This is a genomic window from Leptothrix sp. (in: b-proteobacteria) (assembly GCF_965250675.1).
Lineage (GTDB): Bacteria > Pseudomonadota > Gammaproteobacteria > Burkholderiales > Burkholderiaceae_C > Sphaerotilus.
Genome location: NZ_CBDFPH010000006.1, coordinates 37,081 through 55,571, shown reverse-complemented (window position 1 = coordinate 55,571; position 18,491 = coordinate 37,081). Strand labels below are relative to the sequence as shown.

Sequence of the window (18,491 nt, the reverse complement as noted above, 5' to 3'; positions counted from 1 at the left end):
CGTGCTCCTGCCTCAATGGGCCTTGTGACCCGCGCCCAGATAGGCTTCGATCACTTTCTCGTTGCGCTGCACTTCGGCCGGCGTGCCTTCGGCGATCTGCTTGCCGTAGTCGAGCACGGTGACGCGGTCGCACAGGCCCATGATCAGCTTGACGTCGTGCTCGATGATCAGGATCGTGCGGCCGTCCTTGCGGATGCGGTCGATCAGCTCGCGCAGCACGACCTTCTCGGTCGCGTTCATGCCGGCGGCCGGCTCGTCGAGTGCGATCAGCTTCGGATCAGTGGCCAAAGCGCGAGCGATCTCCAGCCGGCGCTGGTCGCCGTAGCTGAGCGTGCGCGACTTGAACTCGGCGTACTTGCCGATGCCGACGTAGTCGAGCAGTTCCTGGGCACGCTGGGCGATCGCGGCCTCCTCGGCCTTGAAGCTCTTGGTGCGGAAGACCGCGCCGATCAGGCCCGAGCCGGTGCGCACGTGGCGGCCGACCATGACGTTCTCGAGCGCTGTCATCTCGGGGAACAGCCGGATGTTCTGGAACGTGCGGGCGATACCGGCCGCCGCCACCTGATGCACCGCCTGCGGCGTGTAGGGCGCGCCGCCCAGCTGGAAGGAGCCACCGTCGGGCGTGTAGAGGCCGGTGATGACGTTGAAGAAGGTGGTCTTGCCGGCACCGTTGGGGCCGATCAGTCCATAGACCTGGCCTTTGCGGATGGTGATGCCCACCTCGCTGAGGGCCTGCAGGCCACCGAAGCGCTTGGAGACGCCTTTGACTTCGAGAACGGTTTCAGTCATTGCTTGCTCCATTACTTGACGGCAGCCGGGGCGGCCTTGCCATGCTCGGGCTTGGGCCACAGGCCGCGCGGACGCAGCAGCATGATGGTGATCATGGCCAGCGCAATCAGCAGCTGGCGCAGGATGGCCGAGTCGATCCGGCCGCCGGTGATGGCCTGCACGTCACCCGACACGTAGCGCAGCACCTCGGGCAAAGCCGACAGCAGCAGCGCGCCCAGGATCACGCCCGGAATGTGGCCGATGCCCCCCAGAACGACCATCGCGACGATCATCACCGACTCCATCAGCGTGAACGACTCGGGCGAAATGAAGCCCTGGAAAGCCGCGAACATCGAGCCCGACACGCCGCCGAAGGTGGCGCCCATGCCGAACGCCAGCAGCTTGAGGTTGCGGGTGTTGAGGCCCATGGCCTTGGCGGCGATCTCGTCTTCGCGGATGGCCATCCAGGCGCGGCCGATGCGCGAGTTCTCAAGGTTGTGGCAGATCACCACGCTGCCCACCACCAGCGCCAGGAACAGGTAGTAATACAGCGCCACCGACGGGATGACCACGCCGAACAGTTCCAGCGGCTTGCCGAAGCTGAAGCCGAACAGGTTCATCGGGTCGATCTGGCTGATGCCGCGCGGGCCGTTGGTGATGTTGACCGGGTGCTCCATGTTGTTCATGAACACCCGGATGATTTCACCGAAGCCCAGCGTCACGATGGCCAGGTAGTCGCCACGCAGCTTGAGCGTGGGCGCACCCAGGATCATGCCGGCCACCGCCGCCACGCAGGCCGCCACCGGCACCACCAGCCAGATCGGGAAATGCATGCCGTTGGGGAAGGCGGCCTTGATGGCCTCGAAGTTCTCGCTCAGGTGCGGCGACGCCACCAGCGCGTACATGTAGGCCCCCAGCGCGTAGAACGCCACGTAGCCCAGGTCCAGCAGGCCGGCAAAGCCCACCACGATGTTCAGGCCCAGCGCCAGCAGCACGTACAGCAGGGCGAGTGCCATGATGCGCACCCAGCCCTGGCCGAACTGGGCGGCAAACATCGGCAACACCAGCAGCGCAGCCGCCGCCAGCAGGATGACGATCAGTCGATTCTTGGGATTCATGTTCAAAGTCTCCTGCGTCAGGCGCGATCGGCCACGCGTTCACCCATCAGGCCGCTGGGGCGCAGGGTGAGCACCAGGATCAGCACCAGGAAGGCAAAGATTTCAACGTAGTGGCTGCCGAACAGGCCGCCGGTCAGGTCGCCCAGATAGCCCGCGCCGATGGCCTCGATCAGGCCCAGCAGCACGCCGCCCACCATGGCGCCGGTCAGGTTGCCGATGCCGCCGAACACAGCCGCCGTGAACGCCTTCAGGCCCGGCATGAAGCCCATGCTGTGCTGCAGCGTGCCGTAGTTGGCGGCCCACATGATGCCGGCGATGGCGGCCAGTGCCGCGCCGATCACGAAGGTGGTGCTGATGATGTGGTCCGGCCGCACGCCCATCAGACCCGCCACGCGCGGGTTCTCGGCGGTGGCGCGCATGGCGCGGCCGAGCTTGGTCTTGTTGACCAGGTACAGCAGGCTGGCGAGCACGACGGCGGTGGTGACCAGGATCAGCACCTGCGTCAGCGTGATCACCGGGCCCTCTTCCCACAGGAAGAAGATCTCGGGCGGAATCAGCTGCGGGTACGGCTTGGGGTTGGGCTTCCAGATGATCATGGCCAGCGTCTGCAGCAGCAGGCTCATGCCCATGGCGGTGATCAGCGGCGCCAGACGCGGCGCGTTGCGCAGCGGGCGGTAGGCGATCTTCTCGATCGCGAAGTTCAGGGCAGAGCAGACGATGATGGCCGCCACCATGGAGATCAGCAGGATCACCCAGCCCGGCCACATGATGCCGGCCTCCTGAAAGGCCATGGCCACGGTCCAGCTGACCATGGCGCCGACCATCAGCACCTCACCGTGGGCGAAGTTGATCAGGCTGATGATGCCGTAGACCATCGTGTAGCCCAGTGCCACCAGCGCATACATGCTGCCGAGCACCAGACCATTGATGATCTGCTGTACAAAAATATCCATGAGAGGTCTCCTGTGGCGCGAGTCGCGCGCCATCTGCTGTTCTTGATGGTCGCGTCGGCTCATGACGTCCGCGACTCGTATGCAACGCTCGTGCCAGCAGGTGTCAAAAATTCGGAAGGGCTGACCCGCCAAATTCATCACATCTGCCGACGTAAAGCGCGCGGATTTTAGGTTCGCAACACGCTGAGAAAAATTCGTGTTTTCCGCTATCTCACGCGATTCAATTCGGTGAGAGGCCCAAATTACGAAGTCTTTTTCACTTCGGCATCGCGCTGGCGCAGCTGGGCCAGTTTTTCGCCGATCTTGATCTCCAGCCCGCGTGGCGCTGGCTGATAGAACTGCGGCGATGGGTCAAGCGCATCGGGAAAATAGCGCTCGCCGGCGGCGTAGGCGTCGGCCTCGTCATGGGCATAACGGTAGTCGCGGCCGTAGTCCAGGCTCTTCATCAGCTTCGTCGGCGCATTGCGCAAGTGCAGTGGCACCGGGCGCGTGCCGTCCTGCTGCACGAAGGCGCGCACCGCCTTGTAGGCGGCGTAGACGGCGTTCGACTTGGGGGCCACCGCCAGGTAGACCACCGCCTCGGCCAGCGCCAGCTCGCCCTCTGGCGAGCCCAGGCGCTCGTAGGTTTCGGCGGCGTCCAGCGTCAGGCGCAGGGCGCGCGGGTCGGCCAGGCCGATGTCCTCGGTGGCCATGCGGATCAGCCGGCGCGCGATGTAGCGCACGTCCACGCCGCCATCGACCATGCGCACGAACCAGTACAGCGCCGCGTCCGGGTTGCTGCCGCGCACGGATTTGTGCAGCGCCGAGATGGTGTCGTAGAACTGCTCGCCGCCCTTGTCGTAGCGGCGCAGTTGCGCGCCCAGGCTGCGCTCCAGCGCGGCTTCGTCGATCGGCGCGGTGCCGCCGGTCATCTGCGCGACGTTCTCGAGCGTGTTGAGCAGCCGGCGCGCATCGCCATCGGCATAGGCGATCAGGCGCTGGGCGGCGGCAGGCTCCAGCGCGAGAATCTTCAATTCCTCGCAGGCGCGGGCCAGCAGTTGCTGCAGATCGGCCTCACCCAGCGGCTGCAGCACGTGCACCGTGGCGCGCGAGAGCAAGGCGGAATTGACTTCGAACGACGGGTTCTCGGTCGTGGCACCAATGAAGGTGAACAGCCCCGACTCGACGTGCGGCAGAAACGCGTCCTGCTGCGCCTTGTTGAAACGGTGGACCTCGTCGACGAAGACGATGCTGCGGCGGCCTTGGCTCTGGGCGACGCGCGCCTGCTCGACCGCCTCGCGGATGTCCTTGACGCCGCCCAGCACGGCCGAGATCTGGATGAACTGGGCGTCGAACGCGTCAGCCATCAGCCGCGCCAGCGTGGTCTTGCCGACGCCGGGCGGGCCCCACAGGATCATCGAATGCGGCTGGCCGGAGGCAAACGCCACGCGCAGCGGCTTGTCGGGGCCGAGCAGGTCGAGCTGGCCGATGACCTCGTCGATATGGCGCGGGCGCAGGCGCTCGGCCAGCGGGGCGTAGGCAGCAGGCGGGTCCGCACCGAAGAGATCGCTCATGGCCTGAACCTCTTGAATCTCTTGAGGGATCGCCTTACTGCTGCAGCACGTCGGCGCCGGCGGGCGCGCTGAACTTGAAGCGCGCGGGCGCAATCGCCGCCTGGGCCTCGAAGCGGCTGAAGTCGAGCCGCGAGCGCTGGCCGAAGCCGTCGGTGATCTCGAACGCGGCCAGATCACGGCCCTTGAAGCCAACGCGCAAGGTGCGGATGCTGCCGCTGTCCTTGGCCTTCGGGTTGGCCAGCACCCACTGCAGGCCGCCCTGGTCGGGCTCGTTCTGCAGCGTGAAATCACGCTCGATCGAGCCGCCCGCCAGCAGCGCCACCGGCGTGCTGCCCAGCGCCTGGTCGAGGGCGCGCATGGTGACCTGGTTCAGGTCGACGTCGAAGAACCAGACCTTGGCGCCGTCGGCCACGATCTGCTGCTCGTAGGGCTTGCTGTAGTCGAAACGGAAGCGGTTCGGGCGCAGGAACTCGAAGCTGCCGGTCGAGGTTTTTTTCTTGGCGCCATCGGGCGACGTCACCACCTGGATGAAGCCGCCGCGGCCGGACTGCACGTTCTGGACGAAGTCGCGCAGCGCGCCCACGGCATCGGCGTGCGCCAGCGGCGTCAGCAAGGACGCGACAGCCAGGGTGGCGGCAAGGAAGAGTTTTTTCATGCGTTTGGAAGGGTTCATTCAGCGGGGCGCGGCGGCACCAGGATGTCGCGGTTGCCGTTGGTGGCCATGGCCGAGACCATGCCGGACTGTTCCATCTGCTCCAGCAGCCGGGCGGCACGGTTGTAGCCGATGCGCAGGTGGCGCTGCACCAGCGAGATCGACGCACGGCGGTGCTGCAGCACCACGGCCACGGCCTGGTCGTACATCGGGTCGGCCTCGGTGCCGCCGGCGGCACCGCCTTCGGGCGCTTCGGCGCCGTCGCCATCGAGCACGCCGCCCTCCAGGATGCCTTCGATGTAGTTCGGCTCGCCCTGGCTCTTGAGGTAGTTGACGACGCGGTGCACCTCGTCATCGCTGGCAAAGGCGCCGTGCACCCGCGTGGGCAGGCCGGTGCCGGGGGCCAGGTAGAGCATGTCGCCCTGGCCAAGCAGCGCCTCGGCGCCCATCTGATCGAGGATGGTGCGGCTGTCGATCTTGCTGCTGACCTGGAAGCCGATGCGGGTCGGGATGTTGGCCTTGATCAGGCCGGTGATGACGTCGACGCTGGGCCGCTGCGTCGCCAGGATCAGGTGGATGCCCGAGGCGCGTGCCTTCTGCGCCAGGCGCGCGATCAGCTCCTCGATCTTCTTGCCGACGACCATCATCAGGTCGGCCAACTCATCAATCACCACCACGATGTGCGGCAGGCGGCCGAGCGGCTCGGGCGCGTCCGGCGTCAGGCTGAAGGGGTTGGGGATGATCTCGCCATCCTCGGCCGCCTCGTCCATCTTCTTGTTGTAGCCGGCGAGGTTGCGCACACCCATCTTGCTGAGCAGCTTGTAGCGCCGCTCCATCTCGGCCACGCACCAGGTCAGTGCGTTGGCGGCCTGCTTCATGTCGATCACCACTGGCGCCAGCAGGTGCGGGATGCCTTCGTAGACGCTCATCTCCAGCATCTTGGGGTCGATCAGGATCAGGCGCACGTCGCGCGCCTCGGCCTTGAAGAGCAGGCTCAGGATCATGGCGTTGATGCCGACCGACTTGCCCGAGCCGGTCGTGCCCGCCACCAGCACGTGCGGCATCTTGGCCAGGTCGGCCACCATCGGCGCACCGATGATGTCCTTGCCCAGCGCCATGGTCAGCAGGCTGCCGGACTCGTGGTACTGGCGCGAATCGAGGATCTCGGAGAGCCGGATGATCTGGCGCCGGGCGTTGGGCAACTCCAGCGCCATGCAGGTCTTGCCTGGAATGGTCTCGACCACGCGGATCGACACCAGGCTCAAGGAGCGCGCCAGATCCTTGGCCAGGTTGACCACCTGCGAGCCCTTGACCCCGGTGGCGGGCTCGATCTCGTAGCGGGTGATGACCGGGCCAGGCTGGGCGGCAACCACCTGGACCTCGACGCCGAAGTCCTTGAGCTTCTTCTCGATCAGCCGGCTGGTCATCTCCAGCGATTCGGGCGTGACGGTTTCGGTGCGCGGCGGCGGTGCGTCGAGCAGGTCGACCTGCGGCAACTTGACCGAGGCCGCCGGCTTGACGAAGGGCTGCGGTATCGGCTCGACGGCCACGCGCTCGACCGGGCGGGACGCAGCGGCACGCGGCACAGCGACAGGCGCGATGGACGGCGGGGTGGACGGTGGCGAGATGGATGTCGGCGCCGCTGGCAGCACCACCAGCGGCGGCAGGTCGGCATCGGGCAGCGACTGGGTCGGCTGGAACTGGCTTTCGGCCTCGACCGCGCGTTCGCGCTCTTGCTGAGCGCGCTGGCCGATGCGCAGGTCTTCGGCGTGCTCACGGCGCTCCAGGCGGCGCTCGCGCAGGCCGTCCAGCGCGGTGCCGATGCGCTCGGCCACCGACAGCCACGAGAACCGGAACGCCCACGACAGCCCCAACAGCAGCATCACCAGCCAGAACACGCCACTGCCGACAAAGCCCAGCCAGTGCATGCTCAGCGGCCCGAGCGCAGCACCCACGATGCCGCCGGCGTGCGAGCCGGCCAAGCCCGGTTCAAGGTGATAGAGCCGCGTCCATTCCAGCGCGCAACTGGCCATCAGCAGCAGGGCCAGCCCGACCCAGCTCAGCCAGCGGGGCCGCGCTGCATGCAGGCTGCGGCCTGGCAGCATCAGTTCGTCAAGACGCAGCCAGCGCGCCAGCCACGACAGCCAGGCACGCGCCAGGAACAGCACGCACCAGCCGACCGAGAAGCCCAGCAGGACCAGCGAGATGTCGGAAATCCAGGCGCCGATCGTGCCGACCTTGTTGCGCACGGCCAAGCCGTCACCCGAGGTCGAGAACGCCGCGTCACCGGGCGTGTGGCTGAACAGCGCGATCAGCCAGAGCAGCAGGCACAGGGCGCCCAGGGCGACACCCAACTGCAGTTTCCAGCGGGCGGCAAGAGGAATGGGCGCAGCAGGCTGGCCGGAGGCAGAAGCTCCGGCCGCCTCAGCGGAGGCTGCATTGCGCAGCGAGCCGAGCGAAGAGGTCATGGACGGGATTGTCCCGCATCGGCTCCGTGCATCTGCGCCGCGCCGGTGACACGGCCTGATCCCGGGCAGATCACACGCAGGACGCGGGCATCACTGCGTGGAAAGGCGCTCGGTCAGCATGACCCAGCCGTTTTCCTGGGTCTCGATCAGGCCACGCTCCTCAAGGTCTTTCATGACGCGGCTGACCATCTCGCGCGAAGCGCCCACGACCTTGGCCAGATCCTGGCGCGAGACCTTGCTGCGGATGATGCGCTGGCCGTTGTCGTCCTCGGCCATGTCGAGCAGGGCGCGGGCAACACGGCCGTACACGTCGAGCAGCGCCAGGGACTCGATCTGCCGGTCGGCGTTGCGCAGCCGCGCCACCAGGCCGCGCAGGATCGCGTAGGACAGGCTGGAGTTCTCGGGCAGGCAGGCGGCAAAGTCGGAGCGTGCCAGCACCAGCACGTCGGTCTGCACCTCGGCACGCACCGTGGCGGAATGGGGATCGTTGTCGATCAGGCTCATCTCGCCGAGGTAATCACCCGCTTCAAGCACGGCCAGGATCACCTCGCGGCCCCGGCTGTCGGAGGTGATGACGCGCGCGCGACCGCTCAGCAGGATGAACAGCGCATCGGACTTGCGACCCTGTTCGACGATGATTTCTCCGCGGCGGTAGCGGCGCTTGACGACGCCGTCCGCAATCGTCTGCGCCTGATCGGTGGTCAGCAGCGAAAACAGCGGCACGCGCCGAATGAGATCAAGGTTGGTCAACATCGCCATCGGTGGGCGCTCCTGTCATTGGTTCTATCGTTGTCATTGGAGTTTGCACATGCCTGACAGCGGCGACCGTTCATACAATCCCTCGGCCGCAAACAACTGGCAGAACCCCTGGCCTTACGTAGAAAAACGACGTTAGTGCCAATGGCTTACTGCACTTTTTCACGACATGCGCAACTGACCGAGACTCTAACTGATCGCTCGCCAGATTTTGGCTCGGCTTGCGCCCGAAATGAAAACGCGCAAAGCTGCCTCCATCACCGCAACCTCACTCCAGAAATCATCCATGACCACGACGACCCAACACGCTCAGGTGCTGATTCTGGGCTCCGGCCCTGCCGGCTACACCGCCGCCATTTACGCTGCGCGCGCCAACCTCAAGCCCATGCTGGTGACCGGCATGGCCCAGGGCGGCCAGCTCATGACCACCACCGAAGTCGACAACTGGCCCGCCGACGTGATGGGCGTGCAAGGCCCGGAGCTGATGGAGCGTTTCCAGAAGCACGCCGAGCGCTTCAACACGCAGATCGTGTTCGACCACATCCACACGGTCGAGCTGACCCAGCGCCCGTTCACGCTCACCGGCGACTCGGGCACCTACACCTGCGACACGCTCATCATCGCCACCGGCGCCAGCGCCAAGTACCTCGGCCTGCCCTCTGAAGAATCCTTCATGGGCCGCGGCGTCAGCGGCTGCGCCACCTGCGACGGCTTCTTCTACCGCGGCGACGAGGTCTGCGTGGTGGGCGGCGGCAACACGGCGGTCGAGGAAGCGCTCTACCTGTCCAACATCGCCAGCAAGGTGCACCTGATCCACCGCCGCGACAAGTTCCGCGCCGAAGCGATCCTGATCGACAAGCTGCACGAGAAGGTCGCCGCCGGCAAGATGGAACTGCACACCTTCCAGACGCTCGACGAGGTGCTGGGCGACGCCTCCGGCGTCACCGGCGTGCGCCTCAAGAACGTCGACGACGGCAGCACGCACGACCTGGCCGTCAAGGGCTGCTTCATCGCCATCGGCCACCAGCCCAACACCGACATCTTCAAGGGCCAGTTGGAGATGAAGGACGGCTACCTGATCACGCGCACCGGCCTCAACGGCTTTGCAACCATGACCAGCGTGCCGGGCGTATTTGCCGCCGGCGACGTGCAGGATCACATCTACCGCCAAGCCATCACCAGCGCCGGCACCGGCTGCATGGCCGCCCTCGACGCCCAGCGCTTCCTGGAACAAGGCAGCACGCACGGCTGAACCCGGTGATGGCCCGATTGATCTGGTTATAATCGTCGTTTCGCCGTCATGAGACCCGCCGAATTTTTTCGGCGGAGGGGTGACCATCAAGCCAGACAACAGAGCAGTCCTCGCGACCGATCCGTTGTTCATAAGTGCAGGCAGCCACTGCTTCCGAGCGGTCGCTGTTTGCGCCATGCGGCATGGCTTGCGCTGTTCACCGAGTTATTTACAGTCTGGAGAAGCGTCATGGCACGCGTCTGTCAAGTCACGGGTAAAGGCCCGATGGTTGGGAACAATGTTTCCCACGCCAACAACAAAACCAAGCGTCGCTTTCTGCCGAACCTGCACTATCGCCGGTTCTGGCTCGAAACCGAAAACCGCTGGGTGCGTCTGCGCATCTCGAACGCCGCTCTGCGGTTGATCGACAAGGTGGGCATCGAGCAGGTCGTTGCCGACCTGCGTGCTCGCGGCGAACTCTGAAGCGGAGATAGAACACCATGGCATCCAAAGGCGGACGCGAAAAGATCAAGCTGGAGTCCACTGCGGGCACCGGCCACTTCTACACCACGAACAAGAACAAGAAGACGACGCCCCAAAAGCTCGAATTCATGAAGTTCGACCCCAAGGTGCGCAAGCACGTGCTCTACAAGGAAATCAAGCTCAAGTAAGTCGCCTCGACTGAACCGCTGATTTTCACAACCCGCCCCAGGGTCACCTGCGGCGGGTTTTGTTTTGCCTGATCGGTTTTGTCCATCCCCCTTCAAGGTGATGGACGTCGCCAATGCCCTGACCTAGATTGATGCAGTCAGGACGCGGCGAGGTGTCTCATGCAGTACAGGTGGAAGAGGACGGGCCAGAGGACAGCAGCGGGCCTCATGCTGAGCGCCGGGTTGTTGTCGACTGGCCTGGCGCAGTCGATCGACATCAGCCCCAGCCGCGTCACTGTCGGCCAGCCCCTGAAACTGCACTTGCTGGTGCGCGACTTCGAGCCCGGCGCCCGTACCGGACTGGCCCACCATTGCTTCCAGGTCGATCTGCGTCAGGGTGACGCGCCTTGGCCTGCCGAGTCGCTGCAATGGCAAGCCCAGCCCGTGGGCAGCGATGGCCAGTGGCGCCTGCAGGTCACCAGTGCCCTCGCGGTGCAGGAACCCACGCTGCAGGCCCGTGTCGCGCTGCTGTGTGGTGCACCGCTGGTGCGTGAATTCACGCTGCTGGCCGAGCCTCCCGAGGCATCCACCCACACGGCGCAGTCCTTGCCGCAGCCATTGCCTCCACTTCAACCCGTGCCATCCCGGCAAGACCGCAGCGCTCCACCCAATCCACGCAAGGCGGCAACAGCTCACGCACGCCCTCGCCTGCCACCACCCGAAACGCAGCCACCTCGACTGCAACTGGATGAAGTCCTGAATGCAGCGCCAACCAGCGCAGGCACGACCGTGCCCCACCTCAGCGCCCTCGCTCCAGTTCCGGCAGATACGGCCCTGCCCGCAGCCATTCAAAGCCTCTGGCTGCAGGAATTGCAAGGTCTGCATGAGGAACAGCGCCAGACCCGCGCCACGCTGATGGCGCTGAACGCCCGGCTCGAGCGCGCCGAGCGCGACACCTGGCGCCACGGGATCGACATGGCCAGTGGCATCGCCGGCCTGCTATTGGCCGGTCTGCTGCTGCGTGTACTGCGCGAAGTCACGCTCAAGCGCGTGCACTCCTGGCTGCCGCCTGACAAGCCGAGTCGCGCGCCGCGCTTCACGCCTGCGACACCCCCTGCAGAGCCAGCGCCAGTGGCAAGCTTTTCACCGGACAACCGCAGCCCCGTCAGCGCCAGCCTGGAATGGCCCAGTCACATGGCTCGATATGGCCAGCCCACCGAATTGGGCCAGGCCGCGCTGGACGATCCGCCCTGCAGCGCCGCACTGGCCCAAGTCGATGCGCTGAGCGCCAATGGCTATCACGGCGCAAGCGCGGCAGCGCTGGAACACGCGCTGCACAGCCATGTCGGCAAAAGCCCGTGGATCCTGCTGCGCCTGCTCGATCTCTACCGCACGCTGAACCAGCCGTGGAACCACGAGCGCGTCAGCGCCGAGCTGGAGGCGATCTACAACGTCCGCGTGCCGCTCATGGCCGAGGGGCCGGGCGAAGGCCGCAGCCTGGAAGACCAGCCGCACAGCTGGCCTCGCATCTGCCAGCTCTGGTTCCAACCTGACGCTGCGGCGCAACTCGCAGCCCTGCTGCTGCGGCCAACGCGGCTGGAAGTGCTCGATCTGGCCGCGTTCCGCGACGCATTGATGCTCTACGCGATGTGCTCGCCCGCACTCAACGACAGGCAACCCGGGAGCGTCAAACCCATGGTTTCATCCAGCGCAGGTGCCGAGGACTGGGCGCTGGTCGCCGCAGTCCCCTGAGCCACAACGCCGACCGGCTTACACCAGCACGCGCTCGATGCCGCCCGCATTAGCGCGCTTGACGTAGTCGGGCATCCAGTTCTCGCCCAGGATCTGGCGCGCCATTTCGACCACGATGTAGTCGGCTTCCAGCAGTCCGTTCTTCAGGTCGTCGCCGTAGCGCGACAGGCCCTGCAGGCAGCTCGGGCACGAGGTCAGGATCTTGACGTCGCCCTGGTGACCGGCAGCGCGCAACTCGGCCTCGCCCTTGAGCAACTCCTCTTCCTTGCGGAAGCGGATCTGGGTCGAGATGTCCGGACGCGACACGCCCAGCGTGCCCGACTCACCGCAGCAGCGCTTGCTCTCCAGCACGTTGTCGCCGAGCAGGCCCTTGACCGTCTTCATCGGCTCCTGCAGCTTCATAGGCGTGTGGCAGGGGTCGTGGTACAGGAACGATCCCTTGCTCTGCAAGGTGATGCCCTTCTCCAGCAGGTACTCGTGAATGTCGATGATGCGGCTGCCAGGGAAGATCTTGTCGAACTCGTAGCCCTGCAGCTGGTCATAGCAGGTGCCGCAACTCACCACCACGGTCTTGATATCGAGGTAGTTGAGCGTGTTGGCCACGCGGTGGAAGAGCACCCGGTTGTCGGTGATCATCTTCTCGGCCTTGTCGAACTGGCCCGAGCCGCGCTGCGGGTAGCCGCAGCACAGGTAACCCGGCGGCAGCACCGTCTGCACGCCGGCGTGCCAGAGCATCGCCTGCGTGGCCAGGCCGACCTGGCTGAACAGCCGCTCCGAGCCGCAACCCGGGAAATAGAACACCGCCTCGGTTTCGGCCGTGGTGCCCTTGGGGTCGCGGATGATGGGGACGTAGTCCTTGTCCTCGATATCGAGCAGCGCGCGCGCCGTCTTCTTGGGCAGCCCGCCCGGCAACTTCTTGTTGATGAAGTGGATGACCTGTTCCTTGATGGGCGCCGTGCCCACCGTGGCCGGCGGCGCGTCCGTCTGCTTGCGCGCCAGGCCCTTGAACAGGTCGTGCGCCATGCGCTGCGCCTTCATGCCCACGCCCACCAGCGCGGTACGCGCGAGCTTGATGGTCTCGGGGTTGGTGGCGTTGAGCATCAGCATCGCCGCAGCGTTGCCGGGCCGGAAGCTCTTCTGGCCCATCTTGCGCAGCAGGTTGCGCATGTTCATCGACACGTCGCCGAAGTCGATCTTGACCGGGCACGGGCTCAGGCACTTGTGGCAGACCGTGCAATGGTCGGCCACGTCCTCGAACTCTTCCCAGTGCTGGATGCTGATGCCGCGCCGGGTCTGTTCCTCGTACAGGAAGGCCTCGATCAGCAGGCTGGTCGCCAGGATCTTGTTGCGCGGGCTGTACAGCAGGTTGGCGCGCGGCACGTGCGTAGCGCACACCGGCTTGCACTTGCCGCAGCGCAGGCAGTCCTTGATCGACGTGGCGATCTCGCCGATGTCGCTCTGCTGCATGATCAGCGACTCGTGCCCCATCAGGCCAAAGCTGGGCGTGTAGGCGTGGCTCAGGTCGGCGGCGTGCACGTCGACACCCAGGCCCGTCAACGCATTGCCGCGCAGCAGCTTGCCCTTGTTGAAGCGACCTTCGGGGTCGACGCGCGCCTTGTAGGCGGTGAAATTGGCCAGCTCGTCGTCGGTCAGGAACTCGAGCTTGGTGATGCCGATGCCGTGCTCGCCCGAGATCACGCCGTCGAGGCTGCGCGCCAGCACCATGATGCGGGCGACCGCCTCGTGCGCCGTCTGCAGCATCTCGTAGTTGTCGCTGTTGACGGGGATGTTGGTGTGCACGTTGCCGTCGCCGGCATGCATGTGCAGCGCCACCCAGACGCGGCCGCGCAGCACGTCCTTGTGGATGCGCTTGCATTCGTCCAGGATCGGCGTGAAGGCCGCACCGGCAAACATCGACTGGAAGGGCTTGAAGATCTGCGCCTTCCAGGACGCGCGCAGGCTGTAGTCCTGCAACTGGTCGAAGAAGCTGCGCCCGGCGCTGGCCTCGTCGTGCTGCGGCACGTCCAGCCCGTCGAGCCAGCCCTGCCACTGCGTGCGCACCTGGCCCAGCAGCGCGAGCGCCTGCTGGACGCGGTCTTCCAGCAGCTCGGCGCTCGGAATCTCGTTGGCGTCGTCGGTCTTGCCCAGCGGCAGCGCGCCGGCAGAGAACAGCACCTCCAGCTGGTCGACCAGCGCCAGCTTGTTGCGCAGGCTCAGCTCGATGTTGATGCGCTCGATGCCCAGCGTGTACTCGCCCATGCGCTCGAGCGGAATCACCACGTCCTCATTCACCTTGAACGCGTTGGTGTGCTTGGAGATCGCGGCAGTGCGCTTGCGGTCGAGCCAGAATTTCTTGCGCGCATCCGCCGACACGGCCACGAAGCCTTCGCCGTTGCGGCCGTTGGCCAGGCGGATGACCTCGCTGGTGGCGCGGGCCACCGCGTCGTCATCGTCGCCCACGATGTCGCCGATCAGCACCATCTTGGGGAAGCCGCCGCGCTTGCTCTTGGTCGTGTAGCCGACCGCCTTCAGGTAGCGGTCATCCAGGTGTTCCAGGCCGGCCAGGATGGCGCCGTTGGGGCGCTTCATCTCGGCGAACATGAAGTCCTTGATGTCGACGATCGACGGCACGCAGTCCTTCGGGTTGCCGAAGAACTCCAGGCACACCGTGCGCACGTGGTTGGGCATGCGGTGCACGACCCAGCGCGCACTGGTGATCAGGCCGTCGCAGCCCTCCTTCTGGATGCCGGGCAGGCCGGCGAGGAACTTGTCGGTGACGTCCTTGCCCAGGCCTTCCTTGCGGAAGATGCGGCCCGGAATGTCGAGGCGCTCGGTGCGCTCCAGGGTCTTGCCGCTGGCGTCGTAATAGTTCAGCTCGAAACTGGCGGTCTCGACGTCATGGATCTTGCCCATGTTGTGGTTGAGGCGGATCACCTCCAGCCACTTGGCCTCGGGCGTGACCATCTTCCAGGACGCCAGGTTGTCCAGCGCCGTGCCCCACAGCACCGCCTTCTTGCCGCCGGCGTTCATGGCGATGTTGCCGCCGATGCAACTGGCCTCGGCCGAGGTCGGGTCGACCGCAAACACATAGCCGCCGCGCTCGGCCGCGTCCGACACGCGCTGCGTCACCACGCCCGCGCCGGTCCAGATGGTGGCGATCTTGTTCGGCAGGCCCGGCAGGTCGACCAGTTCGACCTCGGTCATCTGTTCGAGCTTTTCGGTGTTGATGACCGCGCTCTTCCAGGTCAACGGAATGGCGCCGCCGGTGTAGCCGGTGCCGCCGCCACGCGGAATGATGGTCAGACCCAGCTCGACGCAGCCGGCCACCAGCGCGGCCATTTCAGCCTCGGTGTCGGGCGTCAGCACCACGAAGGGGTACTCGACGCGCCAGTCGGTCGCGTCCGTCACGTGCGAGACGCGGCTCAGGCCGTCGAACTTGATGTTGTCCTTGGCCGTGTTGCGGCCCAGCACGCGGCGGCTGCGGGCGCGCAGGTCGTAGACCTCGCGGAAGCGGGCGCCGAAGCGCTCGACCGCCGCACGCGCGGCCACCAGCAGCGACGCCACCGCGCCGTCGCGCTCGGCGTCGCTGTCGGAGCGGCGCTTCTCGATCTCGGCCAGGCGGTGGTGCATGGCGTCGATCAGCATCTGGCGCCGCTTCGGGTTGGCGATCAGGTCGTCTTCCAGATACGGGTTGCGCTGCACCACCCAGATGTCGCCCAGCACCTCGTAGAGCATGCGCGCGGAGCGGCCGGTGCGGCGCTCGCCACGCAGGCGGTTCAACAGCTCCCAGGCCGGCGCGCCCAGCAGGCGCAGCACGATCTCCCGGTCGGAAAACGAGGTGTAGTTGTACGGAATCTCGCGCAGGCGGGGCTGGTCCGTCGCTTCGGCATGGGCCGCAGCGGCGGGCAGAAGGGTATTCAAAGGAAGCGGAGCATTCATGGGGCCGCAGGGCGCGTAGGCAGACTCATCAACGAAAAACGAGCCGCACGATGACAAAAGAAGACGACGGACCCGGCTCAAACCGGGGCAAGAATAGTAGCTCAGGGGGCGGTTTTCACCGGCGGTGCGGCTATTGCCTGGCCACGGCAAGCCCTTGCATCCTTTTGTGCCCTGCCAGGATCAAGGCTCCATCTTCATGAGCAATTCCATGTCCACCCACATGCCCACCCTGCCCGCCTGGCCCTATCCCCGCTGGATCGCCCACCGGGGCGCCGGCAAGGAAGCCCCCGAGAACACGCTGGCCGCCTTTCGCCTGGGCGCCGCGCTTGGCTGGCGGGCGTTTGAATGCGACGTCAAGCTCAGCGCCGACGGCCAGCCCTTTCTGCTGCACGACGCCACGCTCGACCGCACCACCAGCGGCCACGGCACCGCTGGCGACCTGCCCTGGCACACGCTCGCCACGCTGGACGCCGGCCGCTGGCACAGCCTGGCCTGCGCGGGCGAGCCGCTGCCGACGCTGCAGGACGTGGCGCGCTTCTGCATCCATCAGGGCTGCGCGCTCAACATCGAGATCAAGCACACGCCGGGCGATGCCACGCGCACCGGCCGCGTCGTCGCCTGGCAGGCGCAGGCGTTGTGGGCCGATGCCGCCACGCTGCCACCGCCCTTGCTGAGCAGCTTCGAGCCCGAGGCGCTGGCGGCCGCGCAAGCCGCCGCCCCGGCCCTGCCACGCGCGCTGCTGCTGGACGAGCTGTGGCCCGGCCACCTGGAAGTCGCGCGGCAACTGGGCTGCGTCGCCGTCGTCCTGAACCACAAGCTGATCGACGCGGCCCAGGTACAGCGCCTGCACGCCGCCGGGCTGCAGGTGGCCTGTTACACCGTCAATGACGCGGCGCGTGCGCAGGCGCTGCTGTCGTGGGGCGTGGCCAGCGTCATCAGCGATGCGGTCAGGACGTTGGGGCCGCACCCGGGTTGATCGAGGCGGCAAACGCAAAGTGGTTCTTGCCGCTTTGCTTGACGCCCAACATGGCTGCATCGGCCTGGGCAATCAAGGCCTCCAGCGAGGGCGTCGGATCGAACGCCAGCACCACGCCCACGCTGCAGCCCAGCCCGGAGCCGATTGCCGCCGTGCCCGTAATCAGGCGTTGCGCGACGACCCGGCTGGTCGCCTCGGCCACGTGGCGCTCGAACACCATGCACAGCACGAACTCATCGCCGCCCACCCGACCGGCGATGTCGCCCTCGCGCACGCTGGCCCGCAGCAGCGCGCCCATCTGCCGCAGCACCTGATCGCCAGCAGGGTGGCCGTAGCGGTCATTGATGCTCTTGAAGCCATCCAGGTCCAGAAAGAAGATCGCCAGCACCTGGTTCGGGTGGCGCCGGCAACTCTCCAGCAGCGTGTGGCTGACCTCCATGAACAGCTGGCGCGCGGGCAACTGCGTCAGCGGATCGAGCTGGGCCACGTGCAACTGGTGCGCCAGCGCCAGTTGCTGCTGGTGCAAGCCGTTGAGGTGCTCCACGACCTGGTCGATCTCATGCACCGGGCTGCTCGGCGCAGCGCGGCGCTCGGGCCGCAAGGCAACCGGCCGGGTGTCTTCGTGCAGGGGCATGGGCACGGTGGCGTCGATCAGGTCGGGCAGCCGGCGCACCTGCTGGCTCACCACCACCGCAATCGACGAGGCGGCCAGCGCCCCAAAACCCAGGCCCAGCGCACCCAGCACCAGGTGCTGCAGCAAGGCCTGCCGCTGCGTGGCCACGACGTCGATCTGCGTGCGACCCAGCACCAGGTGCCAGGCCGTGCCGGCAATGGGCCGGATGACGCCGAGCATGGAGCGGCCATCCTTGGAGACGCTCTCGAACGTCTCCCGGTTGCCACTCTGAAGGTGGCGGATCAGGTCGGCATTGGCCGATTGGCCTGCCCAGCGCGCGGAATCCTGCGAACGCGCCACGATCACGCCGCGCTCATCGATGATCACCCCCAGCCAGTGGGCCGGCCACTGCTGGTCTTCCAGCACGCCTTGCAGCGCCCGCACCGGCAGCGCCATGCGCAGCGAGTAGCGCACCGCCCCCGCAGCGTGCAGCGGCACGGCCACCATCACCTCGAACTGGCCGCTGAGGGCGCTCCTGACCAGCGGCGTCACCACGGGCTGGCCCTGCTCGAACACCGGCTGTTCATCGCGCTGCGAGGCCGAATGCGGCAACACGCTGCCCATCGGGTAGGCGGTGGAAAAGACCAGCGCTCCGTCCTGGCGTGCCAGCGTGATCGGCAGCGCGTCGGGCTGATGACCACTGGCCCGCAGCGCGTGGGTGTAGAGCCCGTTCAGGTCACCCTGATGCGCCTGGTCCGACTCGACCAGCGTTTCCAGCGCCGCCCGCCCCAGCGCCAGCCGGTGCTGCACCGCCCGGGCGGCAGCTTCTGCCCGCTGGGCCAGCTGCGATTGCTGCTCGGCCTGCAGCAACGCCAGTTGTCGCTGCGACAGCCAGATCGCCAGCAGCAGCATCGGCAGACTGGCAGCCAACGCGCACAGCAGCAGCCAGGCGCGAATGCTCAATCGCGGGCAGGTGAACCAGCTCCGCACCTGCCGCCACACGTGCTTGAGCATCACGCGCCTCCTTTTCTTGAGTGCCGATTCAATAATAGGTTGATGAAT

At 66.4% G+C, this 18,491-nt stretch carries 14 protein-coding genes; 5 read left to right on the top strand and 9 right to left on the bottom strand.

Annotated elements, in window-relative coordinates; genetic code table 11:
- Positions 1-12: 12 nt before the first annotated feature.
- The 7 genes from AC5IG3_RS07780 to AC5IG3_RS07750 all read right to left on the bottom strand — a co-directional run bounded on the left by AC5IG3_RS07780 (position 13) and on the right by AC5IG3_RS07750 (position 8,271).
- The gene (locus AC5IG3_RS07780) at positions 13-789 is read right to left on the bottom strand and encodes an ABC transporter ATP-binding protein (protein ID WP_491905727.1); all 777 of its coding nucleotides are present in this window, start codon (positions 787-789) and stop codon (positions 13-15) included.
- 11 nt (positions 790-800) lie between these two features.
- Positions 801-1,886 (bottom strand): branched-chain amino acid ABC transporter permease, encoded by a 1,086-nt coding sequence (locus AC5IG3_RS07775; RefSeq protein ID WP_491905726.1) that lies wholly within the window; start codon positions 1,884-1,886, stop codon positions 801-803.
- 17 nt (positions 1,887-1,903) lie between these two features.
- A complete protein-coding gene (locus AC5IG3_RS07770) occupies positions 1,904-2,839 on the bottom strand; it encodes a branched-chain amino acid ABC transporter permease (RefSeq protein ID WP_491905725.1) in 936 nt (311 codons plus the stop codon).
- A gap of 242 nt (positions 2,840-3,081) precedes the next feature.
- Positions 3,082-4,392: a replication-associated recombination protein A gene (locus AC5IG3_RS07765; RefSeq protein ID WP_491905724.1), complete on the bottom strand. Its 1,311-nt coding sequence runs from the start codon at positions 4,390-4,392 to the stop codon at positions 3,082-3,084.
- Between the two features lie 34 nt (positions 4,393-4,426).
- The gene (lolA, locus tag AC5IG3_RS07760; RefSeq protein WP_491905723.1) at positions 4,427-5,047 is read right to left on the bottom strand and encodes an outer membrane lipoprotein periplasmic chaperone LolA; all 621 of its coding nucleotides are present in this window, start codon (positions 5,045-5,047) and stop codon (positions 4,427-4,429) included.
- A gap of 14 nt (positions 5,048-5,061) precedes the next feature.
- Positions 5,062-7,512: a DNA translocase FtsK gene (locus tag AC5IG3_RS07755; protein WP_491905722.1), complete on the bottom strand. Its 2,451-nt coding sequence runs from the start codon at positions 7,510-7,512 to the stop codon at positions 5,062-5,064.
- Between the two features lie 90 nt (positions 7,513-7,602).
- Entirely contained in the window at positions 7,603-8,271 is a 669-nt protein-coding gene (locus tag AC5IG3_RS07750; RefSeq protein WP_491905721.1) for a Crp/Fnr family transcriptional regulator, read from the bottom strand.
- Positions 8,272-8,554: 283 nt separating this feature from the next.
- Between AC5IG3_RS07750 and trxB the strand changes: the two genes are divergently transcribed.
- From trxB to AC5IG3_RS07730, 4 genes are all read left to right on the top strand, one after another.
- The gene (gene trxB, locus AC5IG3_RS07745; RefSeq protein WP_491905720.1) at positions 8,555-9,520 is read left to right on the top strand and encodes a thioredoxin-disulfide reductase; all 966 of its coding nucleotides are present in this window, start codon (positions 8,555-8,557) and stop codon (positions 9,518-9,520) included.
- 228 nt (positions 9,521-9,748) lie between these two features.
- Positions 9,749-9,982, top strand: coding sequence for a 50S ribosomal protein L28 (gene rpmB / locus AC5IG3_RS07740; RefSeq protein ID WP_012345788.1), 234 nt, complete (start codon positions 9,749-9,751; stop codon positions 9,980-9,982).
- Between the two features lie 17 nt (positions 9,983-9,999).
- On the top strand, positions 10,000-10,170 hold the full coding sequence (gene rpmG, locus AC5IG3_RS07735) for a 50S ribosomal protein L33 (protein WP_348010927.1): 171 nt from the start codon (positions 10,000-10,002) through the stop codon (positions 10,168-10,170).
- Between the two features lie 207 nt (positions 10,171-10,377).
- Positions 10,378-11,901, top strand: a complete 1,524-nt coding sequence (locus AC5IG3_RS07730) for a hypothetical protein (protein WP_491905719.1) — start codon at positions 10,378-10,380, stop codon at positions 11,899-11,901.
- An 18-nt stretch (positions 11,902-11,919) separates the two neighbouring features.
- Here AC5IG3_RS07730 and AC5IG3_RS07725 read toward each other — a convergent pair whose 3' ends face one another.
- Entirely contained in the window at positions 11,920-15,840 is a 3,921-nt protein-coding gene (locus AC5IG3_RS07725; RefSeq protein ID WP_491905718.1) for a DUF3683 domain-containing protein, read from the bottom strand.
- Between the two features lie 208 nt (positions 15,841-16,048).
- Here AC5IG3_RS07725 and ugpQ point away from each other — a divergent pair, with 208 nt between their 5' ends.
- The gene (gene ugpQ / locus AC5IG3_RS07720; protein WP_491905717.1) at positions 16,049-16,816 is read left to right on the top strand and encodes a glycerophosphodiester phosphodiesterase; all 768 of its coding nucleotides are present in this window, start codon (positions 16,049-16,051) and stop codon (positions 16,814-16,816) included.
- Here the strand turns inward: ugpQ and AC5IG3_RS07715 are convergent.
- A complete protein-coding gene (locus AC5IG3_RS07715; RefSeq protein ID WP_491905716.1) occupies positions 16,788-18,443 on the bottom strand; it encodes a GGDEF domain-containing protein in 1,656 nt (551 codons plus the stop codon). The genes ugpQ and AC5IG3_RS07715 overlap by 29 nt on opposite strands.
- Positions 18,444-18,491: the final 48 nt, after the last annotated feature.

Bases quoted from the DNA above. Each gene is read 5' to 3' on its own strand.
- AC5IG3_RS07780 (WP_491905727.1), bottom strand. From the start codon at position 789: ATGACTGAAACCGTTCTCGAAGTCAAAGGCGTCTCCAAGCGCTTCGGT.
- AC5IG3_RS07730 (WP_491905719.1), top strand. From the start codon at position 10,378: ATGCTGAGCGCCGGGTTGTTGTCGACTGGCCTGGCGCAGTCGATCGAC.
- rpmB (WP_012345788.1), top strand. From the start codon at position 9,749: ATGGCACGCGTCTGTCAAGTCACGGGTAAAGGCCCGATGGTTGGGAAC.
- AC5IG3_RS07765 (WP_491905724.1), bottom strand. From the start codon at position 4,392: ATGAGCGATCTCTTCGGTGCGGACCCGCCTGCTGCCTACGCCCCGCTG.
- AC5IG3_RS07755 (WP_491905722.1), bottom strand. From the start codon at position 7,512: ATGACCTCTTCGCTCGGCTCGCTGCGCAATGCAGCCTCCGCTGAGGCG.
- AC5IG3_RS07775 (WP_491905726.1), bottom strand. From the start codon at position 1,886: ATGAATCCCAAGAATCGACTGATCGTCATCCTGCTGGCGGCGGCTGCG.
- ugpQ (WP_491905717.1), top strand. From the start codon at position 16,049: ATGTCCACCCACATGCCCACCCTGCCCGCCTGGCCCTATCCCCGCTGG.
- AC5IG3_RS07750 (WP_491905721.1), bottom strand. From the start codon at position 8,271: ATGGCGATGTTGACCAACCTTGATCTCATTCGGCGCGTGCCGCTGTTT.
- AC5IG3_RS07715 (WP_491905716.1), bottom strand. From the start codon at position 18,443: ATGCTCAAGCACGTGTGGCGGCAGGTGCGGAGCTGGTTCACCTGCCCG.
- trxB (WP_491905720.1), top strand. From the start codon at position 8,555: ATGACCACGACGACCCAACACGCTCAGGTGCTGATTCTGGGCTCCGGC.
- AC5IG3_RS07725 (WP_491905718.1), bottom strand. From the start codon at position 15,840: ATGAATGCTCCGCTTCCTTTGAATACCCTTCTGCCCGCCGCTGCGGCC.
- lolA (WP_491905723.1), bottom strand. From the start codon at position 5,047: ATGAAAAAACTCTTCCTTGCCGCCACCCTGGCTGTCGCGTCCTTGCTG.
- AC5IG3_RS07770 (WP_491905725.1), bottom strand. From the start codon at position 2,839: ATGGATATTTTTGTACAGCAGATCATCAATGGTCTGGTGCTCGGCAGC.
- rpmG (WP_348010927.1), top strand. From the start codon at position 10,000: ATGGCATCCAAAGGCGGACGCGAAAAGATCAAGCTGGAGTCCACTGCG.